Below are 22,510 nucleotides of genomic sequence, written 5' to 3' on the forward strand. Positions count from 1 at the left end.
GGCCCACGTCCTTCCCTAGGGGTCCGCGTCGTCCGGGTCAGGCCGCCGCCGGGCGCGCGTCGGCCCCGGCGTCCGCGGGGGGCGGTGCCTGTTCGAGGATCACGTGTGCGTTGGTGCCGCTGATGCCGAAGGACGACACGCCGGCCCGCCGGGGCCGGCCGGTCTGCGGCCAGGGCTGTTGCTCGGTCAGCAGCCGTACGTTTCCGAAGCTCCAGTCGACGTGCGGGGTGGGCTCGTCCACGTGGAGGGTGCGGGGCAGGATGCCCTCGCGCAGGGCGAGGATCATCTTGATCAGCGAGGCCACGCCGGCCGCGCCCTGGGTGTGGCCCAGGTTGGACTTGACCGAGCCCAGCCACAGCGGCCGGTCCGCGGGACGGTCCTGGCCGTAGGTGGCCAGCAGGGCCTGGGCCTCGATGGGGTCGCCGAGCCGGGTGGCGGTGCCGTGCGCGTCGACCGCGTCGACGTCCTGGTAGGTGAGCCCGGCCTGGGCGAGCGCCTGCTTGATGACGCGCTGCTGGGCGGGCCCGTTGGGGGCGGTGATGCCGCTGGAGGCGCCGTCCTGGTTGAGGGCGGTGGCACGGACGACGGCGTGGATGCGGCGTCCGTTGCGCACGGCGTCGGAGAGCCTCTCGAGCAGCAGCATTCCGGTGCCCTCGCCCCAGCCGGTGCCGTCGGCCGCCGCGGCGAAGGAGCGGCAGCGGCCGTCCTGGGACAGGCCCTTCTGCTTGGTGAAGTACTGGAAGGTCTCGGGGGCGACCATCACGGTGACCCCGCCCGCCAGGGCCAGCGAGCACTCGCCCTGGCGCAGCGCGCGGGCCGCCAGGTGGACGGCGACCAGCGAGGAGGAGCAGGCCGTGTCGACGGTCACGGCCGGCCCCTCCAGGCCCAGGGTGAAGGCGATCCGGCCGCTGACCAGGCTGCCGCCGGTGCTGGCGCCCTCGTACTCGTGGTACATGAGCCCGGCGAAGACGCCGGTGTCGCTGCCGTGCAGGGACAGCGGGTCGATGCGGGCGTTCTCCAGCGTCTCCCAGGCGGTCTCCAGCAGCAGCCGCTGCTGCGGGTCCATCTCCTCCGCCTCGCGCGGTGAGATGCCGAAGAGGTCGGCGTCGAACTCGGCGGCGTCGTGCAGGAAGGCGCCCTGCCGGGTGATGCTCTTGCCGGGGCCGCCGTCGGGGTCGTAGAGCGACTCCACGTCCCAGCCGCGGTCGGTGGGGAACCCGGTGACGCCGTCCCGGCCGTCGAGGAGCATCTGCCACAGGTCGTCGGGGCAGTCGACGCCGCCGGCGAAACGGCAGGCCATACCGACGACCGCGAGGGGTTCGGTGGCCGCCCGCTCCAGTTCCTCCTTCTGCCGGCGCAGCCGCTCGTTGTCGATCATGGAGGCGCGCAGCGCCTCGACTATCTGGTCGACTTCCATGGTGTCCGCCTTCAGCCTTCGTTTCCATCGGACGTGGCGGCTCCCAGGGCCGCCCGGACCAGGTCCTCCACCGCCATGCCCTGCAGGTCGCCGATGCCGGGCCGGTCCTCCTGCGCCGCGGCCGGGGCGGGGGCGCCGGGCGTGACAGCCGGCGGGTCGAGTTCCTCCAGCAGGAACCGGGCCAGCGCCTCCGCGTTGGGGTAGTCGAACATCAGCGTCGCCGGCAGCCGGACCCCGCTCGCCTCCGCCAGAGCGTTGCGCAACTCGATCGCCGCCAACGAGTCCAGCCCCATCTCCGTGAACCCGCGCCGCACATCGATCGACCCCGGCTCCGCATGCCGCACCAGCGCCACCTGCTCACGCACCACATCCAGCACGATCCGCAGCTGCTCGGCCTCCTCCAGCCCAGCCAGCCGGTCCACCAACGTCTCCGGCTCCAGGACGGCGGGCGCCGGCGTCCGGCTCGGGGCGACGGCCGGCGGGTCGAGTTCCTCCAGCAGGAACCGGGCCAGCGCCTCCGCGTTGGGGTAGTCGAACATCAGCGTCGCCGGCAGCCGGACCCCGCTCGCCTCCGCCAGAGCGTTGCGCAACTCGATCGCCGCCAACGAGTCCAGCCCCATCTCCGTGAACCCGCGCCGCACATCGATCGACCCCGGCTCCGCATGCCGCACCAGCGCCACCTGCTCACGCACCACATCCAGCACGATCCGCAGCTGCTCGGCCTCCTCCAGCCCAGCCAGCCGGTCCACCAACGTCTCCGGCTCCTGGACGGCGGGCGCCCGGAGGGGACGTACGGCGGCACGGGCCGGGCGGCGCGGGGCTGCCGGTGTGCCGCCGGTCAGGTCCCGCAGCAGGGCCGGCGGTGCGGCCGAGGCCCGCAGCGCGTCGCGGTCGAGCCTGAGCGGCGCGAGCAGCGCCTCGCCCGCGGTCAGGGCCTCGTCGAGCAGGGTCAGGCCGTCGCCCGGGTCCATGGCCGGGATGCCGAGCCGCCGCTGCCGTTCGACGACCGCGTCGCTCAGGGCGGCGGCCATGCCGTCACCGGCCCACAGGTGCCACACCAGCGCGGTCGCCGCGAGTCCCTGGGCGCGCCGGTGCTGGGCGAGGGCGTTCAGGAAGACGTTGCCCGCGGCGTAGGGGGCCTGGCCGCCGTTGTCGAAGAAGCCGGACGTGGAGGAGAAGAGCACGAAGGCCTTCAGGTCCAGGTCGCGGGTCAGCTCGTGCAGGTGCCAGGCCGCGTCGGTCTTGGGCCGCAGGACGGCGTCCACCCGGTCGGTGGTCAGCGAGGTGACCAGGCCGTCGTCGACGATGCCCGCCGCGTGCACGACACCGGTCAGCGGATGGTCGGCGGGTACGGCGGCGATCAACGCGGCCAGATCCTGACGGTTCGTCACATCACAGGCGGCGACGGTGACTCGGGTGCCGAGTGCGGCCAGTTCGTCCCGCAGCCCGGTCGCGCCGGGGGCGTCGAGGCCGCGGCGGCCGGCCAGCACCAGGTGCCGCACACCGTGCTCGGTGACCAGGTGCCGGGCCACCAGCGCGCCGAGGCCTCCGGTGCCGCCGGTGACGAGCACCGTGCCGGTGCCGTCCCAGGGGGTCGCGGCGGTGCCGCCGGTCTCCACCGCGGCCAGCCGCTGGACGTGCGCCCGGCCCGCCCGCAGCGCCAGCTCGCTCTCCCCGCAGGCGGCCGCGGCGGCCACGGCCCGTGCCGAGGCCTCGCTGTCGTCGGTGTCGAGCAGGACGAACCGGCCCGGGTTCTCCGCCTGCGCCGCCCGGATCAGACCCCACACCGGCGCCTGCGTGACGTCCGGGTCCTCACCGTCGGCGACGGCGACCGCGCCCCGGGTGCGCACCACCAGGGTGGAGTCGGCGAACCTCGGTTCCGTCAGCCACTCCTGCGCCGCGGCGAGCACCTCGAGGGTGCCCACGCGGGCCGCCTCGCCCAGGTCACCGGTGCCGGAGCGGACCGGAAGCAGCACGTACGGCGGCACGGTGCCGTCGGCGGCGGCGCGCACCTCGTCCAGCACCGGCAGCGCGGTGCCGTCGGGGGTGAGCGCCGGGCCCTGCGGCCAGGTGAAGCGGAACACCGAGTCCGACACGGCGGCCGGGCCGGCCAGGGCCCGCGCGGAGGCCGGCCGGGCGACCAGCTTCTCGACGGTGGCGACCGGCTGCCCGGTGGCGTCGGCCAGGTGCAGCCGGGTGACGTCGTCGCCGCCCACCCGGCGTACCTGGACGCGCAGTTCCGCGGCCCCGGCCGCGTGCAGCGTGACACCGCTCCAGACGAACGGCAGGGCGGTACCGGCGGTGTCGTCCAGCAGGTCGACGTGGCTGGCCGCGTCGAACAGGGCGGGGTGCAGGCCGAACCGGGCGGCCTCCGCGTGCGCCTGGACCGGCAGCGCCACCTCGGCGAACACGTCCTCGCCACGCCGCCAGGCCGCCTTCAGCCCCTGGAACACCGGACCGTAGCCATAGCCCCGGCCCGCCAGCGCCTCGTACGCGCCCTCCACGGCCAACGGCTCGGCACCAACCGGAGGCCACTCGGTCAGATCGAACTCCGGCCCCGACTCCTGGGGCGTGACCGACCCGGACGCGTGCCGCGTCCAGGCACCGGAGGAACCCTCCGCACGCGAATGGACGCTCACCGAACGCCCGCCGGAGGCGTCCGGTCCGCCGACGATCACCTGGAGGGCGACCGCGCCGTCCTGAGGCACCACCAGCGGCGCCTCCATCGTCAGCTCCTCCAGCCGGCCGCAGCCGACCTCGTCACCGGCCCGCACCGCCAGCTCCACGAACGCCGTGCCCGGCAGCAGCACACTGCCCAGCACCACGTGATCCGCCACCCAGGAGTCGCCGGCCACCAGCCGCCCGGTCAGCACCGCGCCACCGTCCGGCAGCGACAGCACCGCCCCGAGCAGCGGATGCCCTGCGTCGACGAGCCCGAGCCCGGTCGCGTCCGTGGCGACCGTGTCCGCCTCCGGCGCCTGCGGGGTGAGCCAGAAGTGCTGCCTGTCGAAGGCGTAGGTGGGCAGGTCGACCCGCCGGGCGCCCGGATACACGGCGGACCAGTCGGGCCTGGCACCGAGCGCCTGCAGGTGCGCCAGCGCGGCCGCCGCCTCCCGGATCTCGGGCCGGCCGCGCCGCAGCGTGGGCACGAACACGGCGTCCCCGGCACTCTGCTGCCCCATGGCGGTCAGCACCGCGTCCGGCCCCAGCTCCACGAAGACGCCCACACCGGCCGACTCCAACGCCCGTACGGCGTCGGCGAACCGGACGGCTTCGCGAACGTGCCGGACCCAGTACTCCGGGTCGGACAGGTCGTCCGTCACCGGGGCACCGGTGAGGGTGGAGACGATCGGGATCGACGGGGTGCCGTACTCCAACCCACTTGCTATGGATCGGAATTCGGCGAGCATCGGCTCCATCTGCGGCGAGTGGAACGCGTGCGACACCTTCAGCCGGGTCGTCTTACGACCCTCCGCCTCGAAGTGCGCCTTGATCCGCAGCGCCTCCGCCTCCACCCCGGAAACCACCACCGACTGGGGACCGTTGACGGCCGCAATGCCGACCCCGTCGGCCAGCAGCGGACGTACCTCGTCCTCCGTCGCCTGCACGGCGACCATCGCGCCGCCCTCCGGCAACGCCTGCATCAACCGGCCACGAGCGGTGACCAGCCTCGCCGCATCCGCAAGCGACAGCACACCCGAGACATGGGCGGCGGCGAACTCACCGATCGAGTGCCCGGCAAGGTAGTCCGGCTTGACACCCCAGGACTCCACCAGCCGGTACAGCGCCACCTCAACCGCGAACAACGCCGGCTGCGTGAACTCCGTACGACTCAACCGCTCCGCGTCCTCACCCCAGACGACCTCACGCAACGGCAGATCGATCGCATCGAGGACCGCATCGAAGGCCTCCGCGAACACCGGGAACGCGTCATACAACTCCCGGCCCATCCCGACCCGCTGCGCCCCCTGACCCGTGAACAGGAACGCCGTCAGGCCGTCCGAGCGGTTGCGGCTCGTGAGGGAGCCGGGCCACGGGCGGCCCTCCGCCAGGGCGGTGAGGGCGTGCAGGGCCTCGTCGCGGTCCGCGGCGGTGAGGGCGACGCGGTGGTCGAGGGCCGCGCGTGAGGTGGCCAGCGAGTAGGCGACGTCGAGCAGGCTGAGTTCGGGGTGCTCGGCCAGATGAGCACGGAGCCGGTCGGCCTGGGCGGGCAGGCCGGCGGCGTTCTTGGCGGAGAGCAGCAGCGGCAGTACGGGAGCGGGCGCGACCGCCGGGGTGTCGGCCGGCGCGGCGGGCTCCGGTGCCTGCTCCAGGATGACATGGGCGTTGGTGCCGCTCAGGCCGAAGGAGGAGACCGCGGCGCGGCGCGTGCCGGAGTGCTCCGGCCACGGCCTGGCCTCGGTCAGCAGCCGTACCGCACCGGCGGACCAGTCCACGTTGGGCGAGGGCTCGTCGACGTGGAGGGACTTGGGCAGGACGCCGTGCCGGATCGCCATGACCGCCTTGATCACACCGCTCACCCCGGCGGCGGCCTGGGCATGGCCGATGTTCGACTTGATGGAGCCGAGCCAGACCGGCCGGTCCGCGGGGCGGTCCTGGCCGTAGGTGGCCAGCAGCGCCTGCGCCTCGATCGGGTCACCCAGACGGGTGCCGGTGCCGTGGCCCTCGATCAGGTCGACGTCGCCGTGGCCGAGCCCGGCCGCCTTCAGGGCCTGCTCGATGACCCGCTCCTGGGAGGGGCCGTTGGGCGCGGTCAGACCGTTGCTGGCGCCGTCCTGGTTGATCGCCGAGCCCTTGATGACGGCGAGGACCGGGTGGCCCTTGGCGCGGGCGTCCGACAGGCGCTCCACGGCGAGCAGGCCGATGCCCTCGGACCAGCCGGTGCCGTCGGCGGCGGCGGCGAAGGACTTGCAGCGGGCGTCGGGAGCGAGCCCGCGCTGCTGGCTGAAGTCCACGAAGATGTCCGGCGTCGGCATCACGGTGACACCGCCGGCCAGCGCCATGTCGACCTCGCCCTGCCGCAGCGCCTGGCAGGCCATGTGCAGGGCGACCAGGGAGGAGGAGCAGGCGGTGTCGACCGTGACGGCCGGGCCCTCCAGGCCGAGGGTGTAGGCGACGCGGCCGGAGGCGATGCTGCCTGCGCTGCCGTTCCCGAGGTAGGCGGCGAGGTCGTCGGAGACCTGCCCGGCCTGGGTGGCGTACTCGTGGTACATCGAACCGACGTACACGCCGGTGCGGGTGCCGCGCAGCGTGGTCGGGTCGGTGCCGGTCCGCTCCAGGGCCTCCCAGGCGGCCTCCAGCAGCAGCCGCTGCTGCGGGTCCATCGCGAGGGCCTCGCGCGGCATGATGCCGAAGAACTCGGGGTCGAACTCGCCCGCGTCGTGCAGGAAGCCGCCCTCGACGGTGTAGGTGTGCCCGGGGGTGCCGGGCTCGGGGTGGAAGATGCCCTGCGCGTCCCAGCCCCGGTCCGCCGGGAACGGGGTGATGGCGGTGCGCTCCTCGACGAGCAGCTGCCACAGGTCGTCGGCGGAGCGCACCCCGCCCGGGAAACGGCAGCTGATGCCGACGATCGCGACCGGGTCGTCGGAACCGGCCGCCGGCGCCGGGGCGGTACGGGACGGCGCGGTGGCGCGGGCGGTGCCCGCGGCGGCTCCCGTCTTCTCCTTGATCAGGGCGGCGACGGCGCGGCAGTTGGGGTGGTCGAAGACCAGGGTGGCGGGCAGCTTCAGGCCGGTCGCCGCGCCGAGCGCGTTGCGCAGTTCGACGGCGGCGAGGGAGTCGAAGCCGAGTTCCCGGAACGCCTTCTCCGGGCTGACGGACTGCGCTCCGCTGTGGCCGAGCACGGCGGCGACCTGGGCGCGGACGAGTTCGAGGACGGTGCGGTCGCGCTCGGCCTCGCTGAGCGCGGCCAGGCGCTCGGCGAAGCCGCCCGTCCCACCGGCCTGTGCCGTGGCCGCGGCCCGGCGGCCGGTGCCGCGGACGAGGCCGCGCAGCAGCGCGGGCGGTTCGTCGGTCCGGGCGCCCAGCGCGGCCCGGTCGACCCGCACCGGGATGATCTGGTGGGCCCCGGTGGCCAGCGCCGCGTCGAACAGGGCGAGGGCGTCGGCCACGTCGAGGGCGGGCAGGCCGAGCCGGCGCATCCGCTCCAGGTCGGCCGCGGTGACCTCGCCCATGCCGGTGTCGGTGTTCCACATGCCGAAGGCGAGCGCGGTGGCGGCGAGTCCGGCGGACCTGCGGTGGTGTGCGAGGGCGTCGAGGAAGACGTTGGCGGCCGCGTAGTTGGCCTGTCCGGCGGCGAGGACCGTGCCGCCGGCGGAGGAGAGGAGCACGAAGGCCTTCAGGTCCAGGTCGCGGGTCAGCTCGTGCAGGTGCCAGGCCGCGTCGGCCTTCGGCCGCAGCACGGTGTCGAACCGCTCAGGGGTCAGCTCGCCGACCAGCGCGCTGTCGGTGACGCCGGCCGCGTGGACGACGCCGGTCAGCGGGTGCTCCGCCGGTACGGCGGCGAGCAGCGCGGCCAGCGCCTCCCGGTCGGAGACGTCGCACGCGGCCAGGGTGACCTCGGCACCCGACTGGGCGAGCTCGTCGCGGAGTTCGCGGGCGCCCGGGGCTTCGGCACCCCGGCGGCCGGCCAGCACCAGGTGCCGTACGCCGTGCTCGGCCACCAGGTGCCGGGCCAGCAGCGCACCGATACCACCGGTGCCGCCGGTGACCAGCACCGTGCCGGTGCCGTCCCACGGCAGTTCGGCGGGCTCGCCCGGCTTCGCGGCCGTCAGCCGGGGCACGGCGAAGTGGCCCCCGTGTACGGCGAGTTCGGGCTCGCCGGAGCTTGCGGCGGCGGCCAGGACGGCGAGGGACTCCGGTCGGCCGTCGGTGTCCAGCAGCCCGAACCGGCCGGGGTTCTCCGCCTCGGCGGCCCGGACGAGACCCCACAGCGGGGCCTGGGCCAGGTCGAGGGTGTCGGACAGGCGGGCGGCCACCGCGTACCGGGTGACGAACAGCAGCCGGGATCCGGCGAACCGCTCGTCCGCCAGCCACGCCTGGACGGTCTCCAGCGCCGAGGCGGACCGGTCCCGGACGGCGGCCGGCACGTCGTCGCCCTCGGCGGGCGGCAGCGGGGCGAGCACGGTGTACGGCACCTGTCCGCCCTCGCCGAGCCAGGTACCGAACGCGGCGAGGTCGTCGAACTCCGGGACGGCGGAGTCGAGTTCGGGCAGGCCGGGCAGTCGTACGACCGTCCCGGCGGGCGTCTCGGGAACCGGCAGCTCCTGCCAGCCGACCCGGAACAGGGACTCGGCGTGCCGGTTGCCGGCCGCGGCGAGCTGCTCGGAGGCGACCGGGCGGGAGACGAGTTCCTCGACGGTGGCGACCGGCTGCCCGGTGGCGTCGGCCACCCACATGGCGGACAGCTCGTCGCCGCGCACACGGCGGATGTGGACGCGCAACTCGGTGGCCCCGGCGGCGTGCAGAGTGATCCCGTTCCAGGAGAACGGCAGCAGGGTGGCACCGTCGGCCGCGCCGTCCTCGCCGAGCAGGTCGGCGTGCATGGCGGCATCCAGGAGGGCGGGGTGCAGGCCGAACCGGGCGGCCTCCGCGTGCGCCTGCACCGGCAGCGCCACCTCGGCGAACACGTCCTCGCCGCGCCGCCAGGCCGCCTTCAGCCCCTGGAACACCGGACCGTAGCCATAGCCCCGGCCCGCCAGCGCCTCGTACGCACCCTCCACGGCCAGCGGCTGGGCGTCGGCGGGCGGCCACTCGGTCAGATCGAACTCCGCGCCCGACTCCTGGGGCGTGACCGACCCGGACGCGTGCCGCGTCCAGGCACCGGAGGAACCCTCCGCACGCGAGTACACGTTCACCGTGCGCGCACCGGAGGCGTCCGCGCCCCCGACGACGACCTGCACCTGGACCGCGCCCCGCTCGGGCACCACCAGCGGCGCCTGCAGCGTGAGCTCCTCCAGCCGGCCGCAGCCGACCTCGTCACCGGCCCGCACCGCCAGTTCCACGAACGCCGTGCCCGGCAGCAGCACACTGCCCAGCACCACGTGATCCGCCACCCAGGTGCCGCCGGCCACCAGCCGCCCGGTCAGCACCACACCACCGTCCGGCTCGGGCGAGCCGACGAGGGCGCTGAGCACCGGGTGGTCGACCGGCGTGAGCCCCGCGGAACCGACGTCGCCCGCACCCGGACCGGTGGCGTCCAGCCAGAAACGACTGCGCTGGAAGGCGTAGGTCGGCAGGTCGGTGCGGGCCGGGACACGCTCGGGGGCACCGTAGTACGCGACCCAGTCGACGCCCGCGCCGAGGGAGTGCAGCCTGCCGAGCGCGGACACCGCCTCACGCGTCTCGTCGCGGTCACGGCGCAGGGCCGGTACGAACACCCCGTCCTCGGCCGTCTGCTGTCCCATGGCGGTCAGGACCGCGTCGGGGCCGAGTTCGAGGTATGTGGTGACACCCTTGTCGGCCATCACCTTCACCGCGTCCGCGAACCGGACCGCCTCGCGGACGTGGCGGACCCAGTACTCCGGATCCGACAGGTCGTCGGTGACCAGGGCGCCGGTGAGGGTGGACACGATCGGGATCGACGGGGTGCCGTACTCCAACTCGCTTGCTATGGATCGGAATTCGTCGAGCATCGGCTCCATCAGCGGCGAGTGGAACGCGTGGGAGACCTTCAGCCGGGTCGTCTTACGACCCTCCGCCTCGAAGTGCGCCTTGATCCGCAGCGCCTCCGCCTCCACCCCGGAAACCACCACCGACTGGGGACCGTTGACGGCCGCAATGCCGACCCCGTCGGCCAGCAGCGGACGCACTTCTTCCTCGGTCGCCTGCACGGCGACCATCGCGCCGCCCTCCGGCAACGCCTGCATCAACCGGCCACGAGCGGTGACCAGCCTCGCCGCATCCGCAAGCGACAGCACACCCGAGACATGGGCGGCGGCGAACTCACCGATCGAGTGCCCGGCAAGGTAGTCCGGCTTGACACCCCAGGACTCCACCAGCCGGTACAGCGCCACCTCAACCGCGAACAACGCCGGCTGCGTGAACTCCGTACGACTCAACCGCTCCGCGTCCTCACCCCAGACGACCTCACGCAACGGCAGATCGATCGCATCGAGGACCGCATCGAAGGCCTCCGCGAACACCGGGAACGCCTCGTACAGCTCCCGGCCCATCCCGACCCGCTGCGCCCCCTGACCCGTGAACAGGAAGGCGAGCTTTCCGGTGGTCGCCTCAGTGATGGAATGACCTGCGGCGATGGACTCCAGGGCGGCGGCGAGGTCCGCCCGGTCGGTGCCGGTGGCGACCGCGGTGTGGTCGAGGGTGGCGCGTGAGACCGCGAGGGAGAGGCCCGTGACGGCGATGTCGTCGTCGGCCAGGGTGTCCAGGTGCGAGCGCAGCCGCTCGGCCTGGCCCCGCACCGCTTGGGCGGTCTTGCCGGAGACCGGCCAGGCCAGGACGGGCGCCGGGAGCCGGACCGGCTCCGGCGCGGTGTCCTCGGTGACCTCCTCCACGATCACGTGGGCGTTGGTGCCGCTGATGCCGAAGGAGGAGACGCCGGCCCGCCGCGGACGGCCGCCCGGTGTGGCGGGCCACTGGCGGGTCTCGGTGAGCAGTTCCACGGCGCCGTCGGACCAGTCCACCTTGGAGCTGGGCGCGTCGACGTGCAGCGTCCTGGGCAGCACGCCGTGGCGGATCGCCTCGACCATCTTGATGATCCCGGCGACGCCCGCGGCGGCCTGGGTGTGGCCGACGTTGGACTTGATGGAGCCGAGCAGCAGCGGGGTGCCCGTCTCGGGGCGGTGCCTGCCGTAGGTGTTGAGGAGCGCCTGGGCCTCGATGGGGTCGCCGAGGACCGTGCCGGTGCCGTGTGCCTCGACCGCGTCGACGTCGGCGGTGGTGAGCCCGGCCGTGGCGAGGGCCTGTTCGATGACCCGCTCCTGGGAGGGGCCGTTGGGTGCGGTCAGGCCGTTGCTGGCGCCGTCCTGGTTGACCGCGGTGGCCCGGACGACGGCGAGGACCGGGTGGCCGTTGGCGCGGGCGTCCGACAGGCGCTCCAGGAGCAGCATGCCGGCGCCCTCGCCCCAGCCGGTGCCGTCGGCGGTGTCGGCGAAGGACTTGCAGCGGCCGTCGGAGGCGAGGCCCCGCTGGCGGCTCATGTCGACGAAGGTGTCCGGTGTCGCCATCACGGTGACTCCGCCCGCGAGGGCCAGGGAGCACTCCGAGCGGCGCAGCGCCTGGATCGCCCAGTGCAGTGCGACCAGGGAGGAGGAGCAGGCGGTGTCGACCGTGACGGCCGGGCCCTCCAGGCCGAACACGTAGGAGAGCCGGCCGGAGACGACGCTGGCGAGGCTGCCGTTGCCGATGTAGCCGGCGACCTCCTCGGGGACCTCGCTCATGCGGGTCATCCAGTCGTGGTACATCACCCCGGCGAAGACGCCGGTGTCGCTGCCCTGCACGGAACGCGGGTCGATCCCGGCCCGTTCGAACGCCTCCCAGGTGATCTCCAGCAGGAGCCGCTGCTGCGGGTCCATGCCGAGGGCCTCGCGCGGGCTGATGCCGAACGGTTCCGGGTCGAAGTCGGCGGCGGAGTGCAGGAAGCCGCCCTCGTTGCTGGAGCTCCTGCCGGAGACGCCGGGCTCGGGGTCGTACAGGCTCTGGTCCCAGCCGCGGTCGGTGGGCCATGCGGTGACGGCGTCGCGGCCCTCGGCGACCAGTCGCCACAGGTCCTCGGGGGTCTCGACGCCGCCCGGGTAGCGGCAGCTCATGGCGACGATGGCGATCGGCTCGTCGTCGTGGGCCGCCGCGCCGGTCGCCGCCTGCCTGCGGGCCGGGGCGGTGCCGTCGCCGGTGAGGCGGGAGGCGAGATGGGCCGCGAGTGCCTTCGGGTTGGGGTAGTCGAAGATGAGCGTGGCGGGCAGTCGCAGCCCGGTGGCGGCCCTGAGCTGGTTGCGCAGTTCGACGGCGGCGAGGGAGTCGAAGCCGGTCTCGCTGAAGGCGCGGCCCGGTTCGACGGCGGCCGCGCTGTCGTGGCCGAGCACGGCGGCGATCTGGGCGCGGACCAGCTCGAGGAGCGCCTCGGCGCGCTCCGCGTCGGAGAGTCCGGCCAGGCTGTGGGCGAGGCCCTCGGCGACGGGGGCGCCCTGCTCGCCGGCCGCGGCGGTACGCCGTACCGGGGTGCGGGCCAGGCGGGACAGCAGCGGCGGGACGCCGTCGGTGCGGGTTTCCAGGGCGTGCCGGTCCACGCGGACCGGTATCTGTACCGCGCGGTCGACGCTCAGGGCGGCGTCGAGCAGGGCGAGGTTGTCGTCGGGGCCGAGCGGTTCGAGGCCGAGGCGGGCGATGCGCTGCAGGGCGGCCCGGTCGAGCTGGGCACCCATGCCGCGGTCGCCGGTCCACAGGCCCCAGGCGAGCGAGGTGGCCGCGAGGCCCTGGGCGCGTCGGTGCTGGGCGAGGGCGTCGAGGAACACGTTGGCGGCCGCGTAGTTGGCCTGCCCGGCGCCGTCCAGGTAGCCGGCGGTGGAGGAGTAGAGCACGAAGGCCTTCAGGCCCAGGTCGCGGGTGAGGTCGTGCAGGTGCCAGGCGGCGTCGGCCTTCGGCCGCAGCACGGTGTCCAGCCGTTCGGGTGTCAGCGAGGTGACGAGGCCGTCGTCGACGACGCCGGCGGTGTGCACGATGCCGGTCAGCGGGTGGTCGTCGGGGATGCCGGCGAGCAGTGCGGCCAGCGCCTGCCGGTCGGACACGTCACAGGCGGCCAGGGTGACCTCGGCACCCAGCCCGGCGAGTTCGTCGCGCAGTTCGGCGGCGCCGGGCGCCTCGGGACCCCGGCGGCCGGCCAGGATCAGGTGCCGTACGCCGTGCTCGGTCACCAGGTGCCGGGCCACCAGCGCGCCGAGACCACCGGTGCCCCCGGTGACCAGGACCGAGCCGCTGCCGTCCCAGGGCAGTTCGGTGGGCTGCGCGGGGTCGGCGGGGACCAGGCGGGGGGCCCGGAAACGGCCTTCGCGCAGGGCGAGTTCGGGCTCGCCGGAGGCTGCGGCGGCGGCCGCCTCGGCGGCGGCGGGCTCGGTCCCGGTGACGTCCAGGAGCACGAACCGGCCCGGTTGCTCCGCCTGCGCCGCACGCACCAGACCCCACACGGGGGCCTGGGCCAGGTCGACGGTGTCGGTGTCGGAGACGGCGACCGCGCCCCGGGTGATCACGACGAGCCGGGACTCGGTGTCGTCGGCGGCCAGGTGCGCGCGCAGCCGGTCCAGCACCTCGGCGGTGGTGGTGCGCACCGCTTCCGGCACGTCCGCGCCGTGCGGGGAGACGACCGTCAGGACGGCCGGGGACGCGCCGGTGGCCGGGGCGGCCGGCTGGACGTCGTACCAGTCGATCCGCATCGGCAGTTCGGTGTGGGCGCGGGCGGCGCGCAGCGCCTCCGCGGCGACCGGCCGCACCAGGAAGCCGTCGACGCGGGCCACCGGGGCGCCCGCGGTGTCGTACAGCGTCAGCGCGGCGGCGTCGGGGCCGTCGGGGACGATGCGGACGCGCAGGGAGGAGGCGCCGGTGGAGTACAGCGACACCCCTGTCCAGGCGAACGGCAGTCGGGTCTGGGCGGACTCGGGTTCGTCGGCGGCCAGGTCGGTGGACTGCAGGACGGCATCGAGCAGCGCGGGGTGGAGGGCGAACGCGCCCGCGTCGGCCGCCGCGTCGGCGGGCAGTGCCACCTCGGCGAAGGCCTCGCCGCCGGAGCGCCACACGCCGCGCAGGCCCTGGAAGGCGGGGCCGTAGCCGTAGCCCTGCTCGGCCATGCGCTCGTACAGGCCGGTGAGGTCGACCGGCTCGGCGCCGGCCGGGGGCCACTGCCCCGGCAGGGGGGTGGGGGCGGGGGCCGGTTCGGGGCTGAGCACGGCGGTGGCGTGCCGGGTCCACGGCGCGTCGTCGTGGGCCGACTCGGGGCGGGAGTGGAAGGTCAGGTCCCGGCGGCCGTCGGCGTCGGGCGCGGAGACGACGGCCTGCAGGACCACGCCGCCGCTCGCGGGCAGGGCCAGCGGGGTCAGCAGGTTCAGTTCGTCGAGCTGGGCGCAGCCGACCTGGTCGCCGGCCTGTACGGCGAGTTCCACGAACGCCGTTCCGGGCAGCAGGGTCACCCCGGAGATGCGGTGGTCGGCCAGCCACGGCTGGGTGTGCGGGGACAGCCGGCCGGTGAGCACGGTGCCGCCGCCGTCGGCCAGCGGGACGGCCGCGCTCAGCAGCGGGTGGCCGAGGGCGATCTGGCCGAGGGCGGTCGCGTCGCCGGTGCCGGTGGGGGCGGTCAGCCAGTAGCGGCGGCCCTGGAAGGGGTAGGTGGGCAGCTCGACGGCGGGCTGTCCGGCCGGGTGCAGGGCGGCGAAGTCGACGGCGGCGCCCCGGGTGTGGACTGCCGCGAGCGCGGTGAGCAGCTCGCGCCGCCCTTCGCGGCCGCGCCGCTGGGCGGCGACGAAGAGCAGGTCCTCGGCGTCGGTGTCGTCGCTGACGGCCGTGCGGGCCATCGCGGAGAGCACGGCGTCCGGGCCGATCTCGAGGAAGGTGGTGACGCCGGCCTCGCGCAGGGCGCGGGTGCCGTCGGCGAAGCGGACGGCCTCGCGGACGTGCCGCACCCAGTACTCGGGGGAGCACAGTTCGGCGGCGGTGGCGATGCGGCCGGTGACGTTGGAGACGACCGGGATCGCCGGCGCCTTGTAGTCGAGGACGCTCGCCACGCGGGCGAACTCGGTCAGCATCGGCTCCATCAGCGGCGAGTGGAAGGCGTGGCTGACCCGCAGCCGCTTGGTCTTGCGGCCCTCGTCCGTGAAGTGTGCCCGGATGCGCAGCACCTCGGTCTCGTCGCCGGAGACCACCACCGCTTCGGGGCCGTTGACGGCGGCGATGCTCACCCGCTCGCCGAGCAGCGGGCGCACCTCCTCCTCGGTGGCCTGGACGGCGACCATGGCGCCGTCGGCGGGCAGCGCCTGCATCAGCCGGGCGCGGGCGGCGACCAGGGTGGCGGCGTCCTCCAGGTTCAGTACGCCGGCGACGTGGGCGGCGCTGAGTTCGCCGAGGGAGTGCCCGGCGAGGTGGTCGGGCCGCACTCCCCACGACTCCAGCAGCCGGAACAGGGCGACCTCGAGGGCGAACAGCGCGGTCTGCGCGTACATCGTCCGGTCCAGCAGGGCGGCGTCGGCGGAGCCCTCGGGGGCGAACAGCACGTCCCACAGGGAACGTTCGAGCTGGAGGTCGAGGTGGCCGATGGCGGCGTCCAGGGCCTTCGCGAACACCGGCTCGCAGACGTAGAGTTCGCGGCCCATCCGGGGGAACTGGCTGCCCTGGCCGGTGAAGAGGAACGCGAGCCGGCCGCCGTCGGCCAGACCCCGGGTGAGCGCGCGGTCGGTGCCGCCCTCGGCCGCGGTGTCCAGGGCGCGCAGCAGCTCCGCGCGGTCCTCGGCCACGACGACGGCGCGGTGGCGGTGGACGGCCCTGGTGGTGGCCAGGGCGTGGCCGAGCGCGTGGGCGTCCACCTCGGTGTGCTCCCGCAGCAGCCGGAGCAGCTGCCCTGCCTGCGCCCGCAGGGCGTTCTCGCCACGCGCGGAGAAGGCGACGGGGACGGGACCGGAGACAGGGGCGGGGGTGGAGGCGGGGGTGGTGTTCTGCGGTGTCCCGGGCTCGTCCTCGTCGTCGGCTTCGCTCGGCGCCTCCTCGATGATCACGTGGGCGTTGGTGCCGCTGACGCCGAAGGAGGAGACACCGGCGCGGCGGGGTTGCCCGGCGCCCTGCCAGGGCAGGGCCTCGGTGAGGAGTTCCACGGTGCCGGCCGACCAGTCGACGTTGCGGGACGGCTCGTCCACGTGCAGGGTGCGCGGCAGTACGCCTTCCCGCATGGCCATGATCACCTTGATCACGCCGGCCGCCCCGGCCGCGGCCTGGGTGTGCCCGATGTTGGACTTCACCGAACCGAGCCGCAGCGGCCGGTCGGGGTCGCGGTCCCGGCCGTAGGCGGCGATGAGGGCGTGTGCCTCGATCGGGTCGCCGAGCGTGGTGCCCGTGCCGTGCGCCTCGACCAGGTCGACGTCGGCGCCGGTGAGGCCCGCATCGGCGAGGGCGGCGCGCACCACCCGCTGCTGGGCGGGGCCGCTCGGCGCGGTGATGCCGTTGCTCGCGCCGTCCTGGTTCACGGCGGAACCCTTCACCAGGGCGAGGACCCGGTGACCGTTGCGACGCGCGTCCGACAGGCGCTCCAGGACCAGGATGCCCACGCCCTCGGCGAACCCGGTGCCGTCCGCGGCCGCCGCGAACGGCTTGCAGACGCCGTCGGGGGCCAGGCCCCGCTGCCGGCTGAAGGAGGTGAAGACACCGGGGCTGCCCATCACGGCGACACCGCCGGCCAGCGCGAGCGAGGACTCCCCCGCGCGCAGCGACTGCACGGCCAGGTGCAGGGCGACCAGGGAGGAGGAGCAGGCGGTGTCGACGGTGAGGGTCGGGCCGTCCAGGTCCAGGGTGTAGGCGACCCGGCCGGAGATGACGCTGGGCGCGTTGCCGGTGAGCAGGTAGCCGTCGAGCCCGTCGGGCGCCTCGTGCAGCCGGACGCCGTACTCCTGCGGCTCGGCGCCGACGAACACGGCCGTGCGGGTGCCGCGCAGGGTGTCCGGGTCGGTGCCCGTGCGCTCCAGCGCCTCCCACACCGTCTCCAGCACGAGCCGCTGCTGCGGGTCCATGGTCAGGGCCTCGCGGGGGGAGATCCCGAAGAACTCCGCGTCGAACTCGCCCGCCTCCGGCAGGAATCCGCCGTGCCGGACGTAGGTGGTGCCGGGCGTCTCGGGGTCCGGGTGGTAGAGGGCCTCCAGGTCCCAGCCGCGGTCGGCGGGGAACGGCTCGATGACGTGCCGCCCCTCGGCGACCAGCCGCCACAGCTGCTCGGGGGAACGGACGCCGCCCGGGTAGCGGCAGCCGATGCCGACGACGGCGATCGGGTCGTCGGCGTCGGCGGCGCGCACGACCGGTGCCGGAGCCGGGCCGGCGTCCGCCGCCTGCCCGAGCAGTTCGGTGCGCAGGTGCCCGGCGAGCGCGGCCGGGGTGGGGTGGTCGAAGCCGACGGTGGGCGGCAGGGACAGTCCGGTGGCGCTGTTCAGCCGCTGCTGCAGCGCGACCAGCCCGAGCGAGTCCAGGCCCTGGTCGCGGAAGGGCCGGTCCGGCACGAACGCCCGCGGCGGCTGGTCCTCCTCGCCCGCGCCGGCCGTGATCTGCCGGTGCACCTCCGCCGCGCCGGAGCACACCAGGTCCAGCAGGAGACGCAGTTGCTCCCCCGGAGGAAGCGACTCGAGTCGGGCACGCTCAAGGTCAGAAACAAAGCTTCCGTACCCGCTCATCTGCATACTCCACACCCTGTGCGATATCGCGGAAAAACCTGAATCGGTGAATGGCCGGTGGCAGACCGGGACTTGTGACTCTAGGTGGGCGGCGAGCCGTTCCCCCACCCCTATCCGCCCCTACCCGGCCCATTAATTTCGGGCGAGTTCCCCGACCAGTGCGTCGTCGAGTTCGGCGCCGGGTTCGTCGTACATCATCCGTACGTGGAACAGGTCCTGCAAAAGATCCGCCGAGGTGATTTTGCGTACGGCGGTCCGCTCGGCTATCGAGCCCAGCGGAAGATTTCCGGTCTCGGCCCAGCGCAGCCTGCCGTCGGCGTCGATGTGGCTGCGGGCCCGGCCGGCGTTGTCCGGGTGGACGCAGTAGGGGACGTCCAGGTAGCCGCGGCGGAACGCGGCCAGCAGGGCCTGCCCGATGTCGTCGTGCAGGTTGAGCACCGCGTCCACCAGGGCGCGCGCCTCCTGGTAGGTCTGGGAGTCCGCCCGTTCGGCCGCCGCGATGTCGCCCGGCTCGGTGGCCCGGGCGATGGCGGTGGCGTACTCCAGCGCGAGGACGTTCTCGGTGACGGTCGGGATGCGGCGGGCCTCGGCCACGGTCTTGACGATCAGCCGGGGCGCGCCGGTCGTCACGGCAAGGCGGGCGGCACGGCCGAGCAGCCGGTGGGCGCCGCGATAGGTCTCGGGATAGACGCCCATGTAGGCGTAGATGACGATGTGCCAGTTGGAGGTGGGCAGCAGTTCCGCGCACAGCCGGCGCAGTGCCAGCACCGCCTCCCGGTCCTGGTCCATGTCGGTCTGCTGGGCGTAGCTCAGGGACAGCGAGCGGATGCCGTGCCGGGCGAAGAACAGCGCCTCCAGCAGGCTGATGGCGACGAGCTGGGAGGGCGGGCACAGCTGGCCCATCATGCAGCCGCCGAAGGTCTCCAGGTGCGGTTCGACGCCCTCGTCGCGCAGCCAGGAGTACAGCTCGCAGCAGTCCGCCCAGTTGCGCACCGAGTCGGCGAGCGGGATCCGCCCGTAGGGCAGGCAGTAGGAGACGGGGCCGCCCTCGGTGGCGTTCAGCCGGAGCCGGCCGAGCGCCCGGAAGATGTCCAGCGGGGTGGCCGAGCCGTGCCGGACCTGCACCGGGAACGTATCGTCCCGGATGCCGTCGAGCACGGCGGCCGTGGTGGCCGCCGGATGGTTGACGACGGGGTATCCGTTGAGGCTGATGCCCTCGCGCAGCGCCGTCTCGACGGCCTGGTGGTCACCGACGCGGGTGTAGCTGTCCAGGGTGAGGGTGCCGACCGTGGCCCCGTCGGCGAGTTTGGTGGCGAGGAGTCCCTCGCGCATCCTGGCGGGGTCGCCGAAGCCCATGCGGGGCTGCACCACGAGCCGTTCGGCCGCGCCGCGGCGGCGGACGAACTCACCGAAGTCGACGGGGCGTCCGCCGGGTTCGACGGCGCCGGCGGGCAGCGGCAGCTGATCGGTCATGCGCTGATCCTGAGCGTGTCGGCACGGTCCAGCTGGGCCTGGGGGCCGGTCTCCAGGAAGGCACGGAAGTTCGCGACGGGGTCCTGGCCGTCCTCGAAGACGGCGTCGAAGCCGGCCCGGGTCAGCTCCAGCACCCGGCTGACGCCCTCGGGGCCGTCGGTGCCGAGCTTTCCGCCGATCACGACGGGCGTCTCCGCCAGCTCCGTCCGGGCGCGCAGCTGCTCGATGACCCGCATGCCGTCCTGGTAGCCGTGCCCGTTGACGCTGCTGATGACGAGCATCTCCGGTTCGTGGTCGAGGCATGCGGCGACCAGCAGGTCGTCGGGCACGCACGGGCCGAGGTTGACGACCTCGTAGCCGCACTCCTCGATGAGCAGTTGCAGGAACACCAGGTTCCAGGTGTGCGAGTCGGAGGCGAGGGAGGAGACGATCACGGTGCCCCGGGGGGTCTCGGGCAGGCGGGCCGCGCTGTCCGGGAGCAGGTCGGCGGGCGGGGTCGGCTCAGTCACCGGGGGCCTCCCGCGGCTGGGGGACGCGCGTGTGCTCGATGCGGGTCGCGGAGACGACCTCGCCGCCGCTGACGGTGACCTCGACGGGTGCGGGCCGGCCGAGGAACATCAGCAGGCTGGAGGTGGGGCCGTAGGCGCCGGTGTTCCCGACGCGCACCAGGTCGCCGGGGCCGAGGCCCGCCGGGACCTCGATCTGCCGGCCGAGGACGTCGCCGGGCGTGCACAGCGGCCCGACCAGGCTGGCCTTCTCCGTCTCGGCCGCGGTGTCGACGTGCACGGTGACCGGGAGCAGCCGGCCGAGCCCGGACATGCCGCCGAAGGTGTTGATGCCGGCGTCGAGGATGACGAACTTCTTTCCGCGGCTGACCTTGACGTTGCTGACCCGGGCCACGAGGGTGCCGCTGTCGCCGCTCAGGTAGCGGCCGGACTCCACCGCCAGCCTCGGGGTGCCCTCGCGCCAGTGCGGGAAGTGCACGTCGAGGGCGGCCTCCAGCTCGCCGCGCAGCTTGGGGTAGCGGGCCCGCTCACCGGCCTGGGCGTAGGGCACCGAGAAGCCGCCGCCGATGTCGATCAGGCCGAGCGGGACGCCCAGGTCCTCCTGCATGGCCGCGGCGACCTCGAGGGTGTGGGTCAGCTCGTCGATGAGGGCGGCCTCGTCGCGGGCATTGCTCTGCGAGAACAGGTGCAGTCCGGCCAGCCGGGCGCCGGGTACGGCGCGCAGGCGCGGGGCCAGTTCGGCGACGGTCTCGCTGTCGATGCCGAACTGGGTGGGCGTGCCGGTCATGCGGATGCTGGTGGTGGCGCCCGCGGTGGCGCTGTTGATGCGCAGCAGGCAGTCGGCGACGGTGCCCTGGGCGAGGGCGGCGGCGCCGATGTGCTCCAGGTCGGTCAGGGACTCGGCGGAGAAGTGGCGCACTCCGGCGGCGACGGCCGCGGCCAGTTCGCCGTCGGTCTTGCCGGGGCCGGTGTAGAGGATGTCGGAGCCCGGGTAACCGGCCTCCAGGGCGGCGGCGAGTTCTCCGGTGGAGCTGATCTCGGCCCTGCAGGCGGGCCCGTCGCCGTCACGCAGGGCGCGGGCCAGGTCGGGGTGCGGGTTGGCCTTGAAGGCGTAGTACACCTCGAAGCCGTCCGGCAGCCAGCCGAACAGGTCGCGCCGTGCGGCACGGACCCGGTCCAGGTCGTACACGTACAGCGGGGTGCCGTACTCCTCGGCCAGCCGGGCCGGGTCGATGGCGGAACTCATGACGCACTCCCCTCCAGCAGCAGGGCGAGCTCCTGCCGGGCGTTCTTTCCGTGCTGGGTGAGCGGGAACTCGGTGAGAACCCGGCAGATCGAGGGCACCTTCGCCGGTTCGAGGCGGCGGGCCAGCTCCTTGCGTACGGCGCCGGGGCTGAGGTCGGCCTCGACGAACAGCGCCAGGTCGTGCGTGTCGCTGGGCGGCAGCGCGGCGGCGGCCCGCACCCCGGGGACGTCCATGGCGGCGGCCTCGATCTCGACGGTGCTCATGCGGAAGCCCTTCCGCTTGAACATGTCGTCGCGGCGGCCCTCGAAGTACAGGTAGCCGTCGTCGTCGAGCCGGCCGTAGTCGCCGGTGTGCAGGCGCCGTTCGCCGGTGACCGGGTCGGTGCGGAAGGCCTTGGCGGTGTTCTCGTCGTTGCGCCAGTAGCCGGGCATGACGTGCGGGCCGACGGCGACGATCTCGCCGACCTCGCCGGCGGGCACCCGGTTGCCCTCGTCGTCCAGGATGAGCACCCGGGTGCCGGGCAGCGGCAGTCCGGAGGAGCCGGGGCGCTCACCGTCCTCCTCGGGCGGCATGACGGTGATCCGCTTGGCCTCGGTCTGGCCGTACTGGCGCACCACCCGGGCGCCGGGGAAGTGCTCGCGCAGCTTGTCGATGGTGGCCCCGGGCAGTGCGGCTCCGGTGTTGGTGAACATCCGCACCGGTGCCTGTTCGGCCTGCGTCCGCTCCGCCAGGGTGATGATCATCGTGGCGAGGGACGGGACGAGGGGGACGACGGTGGCGCCGACCTCGCGCATCCGGCGCAGGATCTGCAGGTCCGACTCGCGCTCGGCGAGCACCACCTGGCAGCGCACGGCACAGGTCATCAGGACCTTGTACAGGCCGTAGTCCCAGGACATCGGGAAGCGGCACAGCACCACGTCGTCCTCGCGGTAGCCGAGCGCCCGGGTGAGGGCGCGGGTGGCGAACACGACCTGGGCGTGCGGGCAGATGACGGCCTTGGGCGCGGCGGTGGAGCCGGAGGTGTAGATGAGGGTCGCCACGTCGTCGGGCGTCACCTCCGGGTCCGTGAAGCCGGCGCCCTGTTCGCGCAGCCGCTCCACCTCGGGCCAGAGCGTGTCCATCCGCTCCACCGGCCGGTCGGTGACCTCGGCGAGGTTCCCGGCGCTCGCGGCGTCCCCGATGACCAGGGCGGGTTCGGCGTTGCCGATGACCTGCCGCAGGTGGAAGGCCTTCATGGCCGGGTTCAGCGGTACGAACACCACCCCGCAGCGCAGGGCGCCCTGGAACATGGCGACCAGCGCCCGGTTGGTGGGCAGTTGCAGGACGAGGCGGTCGCCGCGGCGTACTCCGCGGTCCCTCAGCCAGCGGGCGAAGGCCCGGCTGTGGGCGGCCAGTTCCCGGTACGTCCACGCGCCGTGCGCGTCCTGGACCGCGGGGGCGTTCGGTGCCTGGGCCTCGGCGGCGTCCAGAAGCCCGTGCACGAGTTCACCGTGCGCGGGCGGGC

Annotated in this window: 5 protein-coding genes and 1 pseudogene; all 6 read right to left on the reverse strand. The window is 74.2% G+C overall.

Translation table 11 applies throughout. The features are described from left to right. Nucleotides 1-55 precede the first annotated feature (55 nt). A pseudogene (locus ACFYZB_RS40580) lies at nt 56-1,432 on the reverse strand (type I polyketide synthase); the annotation flags it as partial. Continuing rightward, nucleotides 1,429-17,781 carry an SDR family NAD(P)-dependent oxidoreductase gene (locus tag ACFYZB_RS40585; protein ID WP_388766946.1) on the reverse strand — a complete coding sequence of 5,451 codons (16,353 nt, stop codon included), beginning with the start codon at nt 17,779-17,781 and terminating at the stop codon, nt 1,429-1,431. The pseudogene ACFYZB_RS40580 and the gene ACFYZB_RS40585, both read right to left, overlap by 4 nt. A gap of 132 nt (nt 17,782-17,913) precedes the next feature. Further along, complete coding sequence (locus ACFYZB_RS40590; RefSeq protein ID WP_388766947.1) at nt 17,914-19,254, reverse strand: methylaspartate mutase; 1,341 nt, start codon at nt 19,252-19,254, stop codon at nt 17,914-17,916. Further along, nucleotides 19,251-19,736 carry a cobalamin-dependent protein gene (locus ACFYZB_RS40595; RefSeq protein WP_351215378.1) on the reverse strand — a complete coding sequence of 162 codons (486 nt, stop codon included), beginning with the start codon at nt 19,734-19,736 and terminating at the stop codon, nt 19,251-19,253. The genes ACFYZB_RS40590 and ACFYZB_RS40595 overlap by 4 nt, the downstream gene beginning before the upstream one ends. Before the next feature lie 19 nt (nt 19,737-19,755). Continuing rightward, on the reverse strand, nt 19,756-21,006 hold the full coding sequence (locus ACFYZB_RS40600) for a type III PLP-dependent enzyme (protein WP_388766948.1): 1,251 nt from the start codon (nt 21,004-21,006) through the stop codon (nt 19,756-19,758). After that, complete coding sequence (locus tag ACFYZB_RS40605; RefSeq protein WP_388766949.1) at nt 21,003-22,487, reverse strand: AMP-binding protein; 1,485 nt, start codon at nt 22,485-22,487, stop codon at nt 21,003-21,005. The genes ACFYZB_RS40600 and ACFYZB_RS40605 overlap by 4 nt, the downstream gene beginning before the upstream one ends. Nucleotides 22,488-22,510 lie beyond the last annotated feature (23 nt).

The organism is Streptomyces sp. NPDC001852 (assembly GCF_042891825.1).
Taxonomy (GTDB): Bacteria; Actinomycetota; Actinomycetes; order Streptomycetales; family Streptomycetaceae; genus Streptomyces.

What these genes read in the sequence shown, in the direction of transcription:
- ACFYZB_RS40600 (WP_388766948.1), bottom strand. Translation starts at nt 21,006, where the DNA reads ATGAGTTCCGCCATCGACCCGGCCCGGCTGGCCGAGGAGTACGGCACC.
- ACFYZB_RS40585 (WP_388766946.1), bottom strand. Translation starts at nt 17,781, where the DNA reads ATGAGCGGGTACGGAAGCTTTGTTTCTGACCTTGAGCGTGCCCGACTC.
- ACFYZB_RS40590 (WP_388766947.1), bottom strand. Translation starts at nt 19,254, where the DNA reads ATGACCGATCAGCTGCCGCTGCCCGCCGGCGCCGTCGAACCCGGCGGA.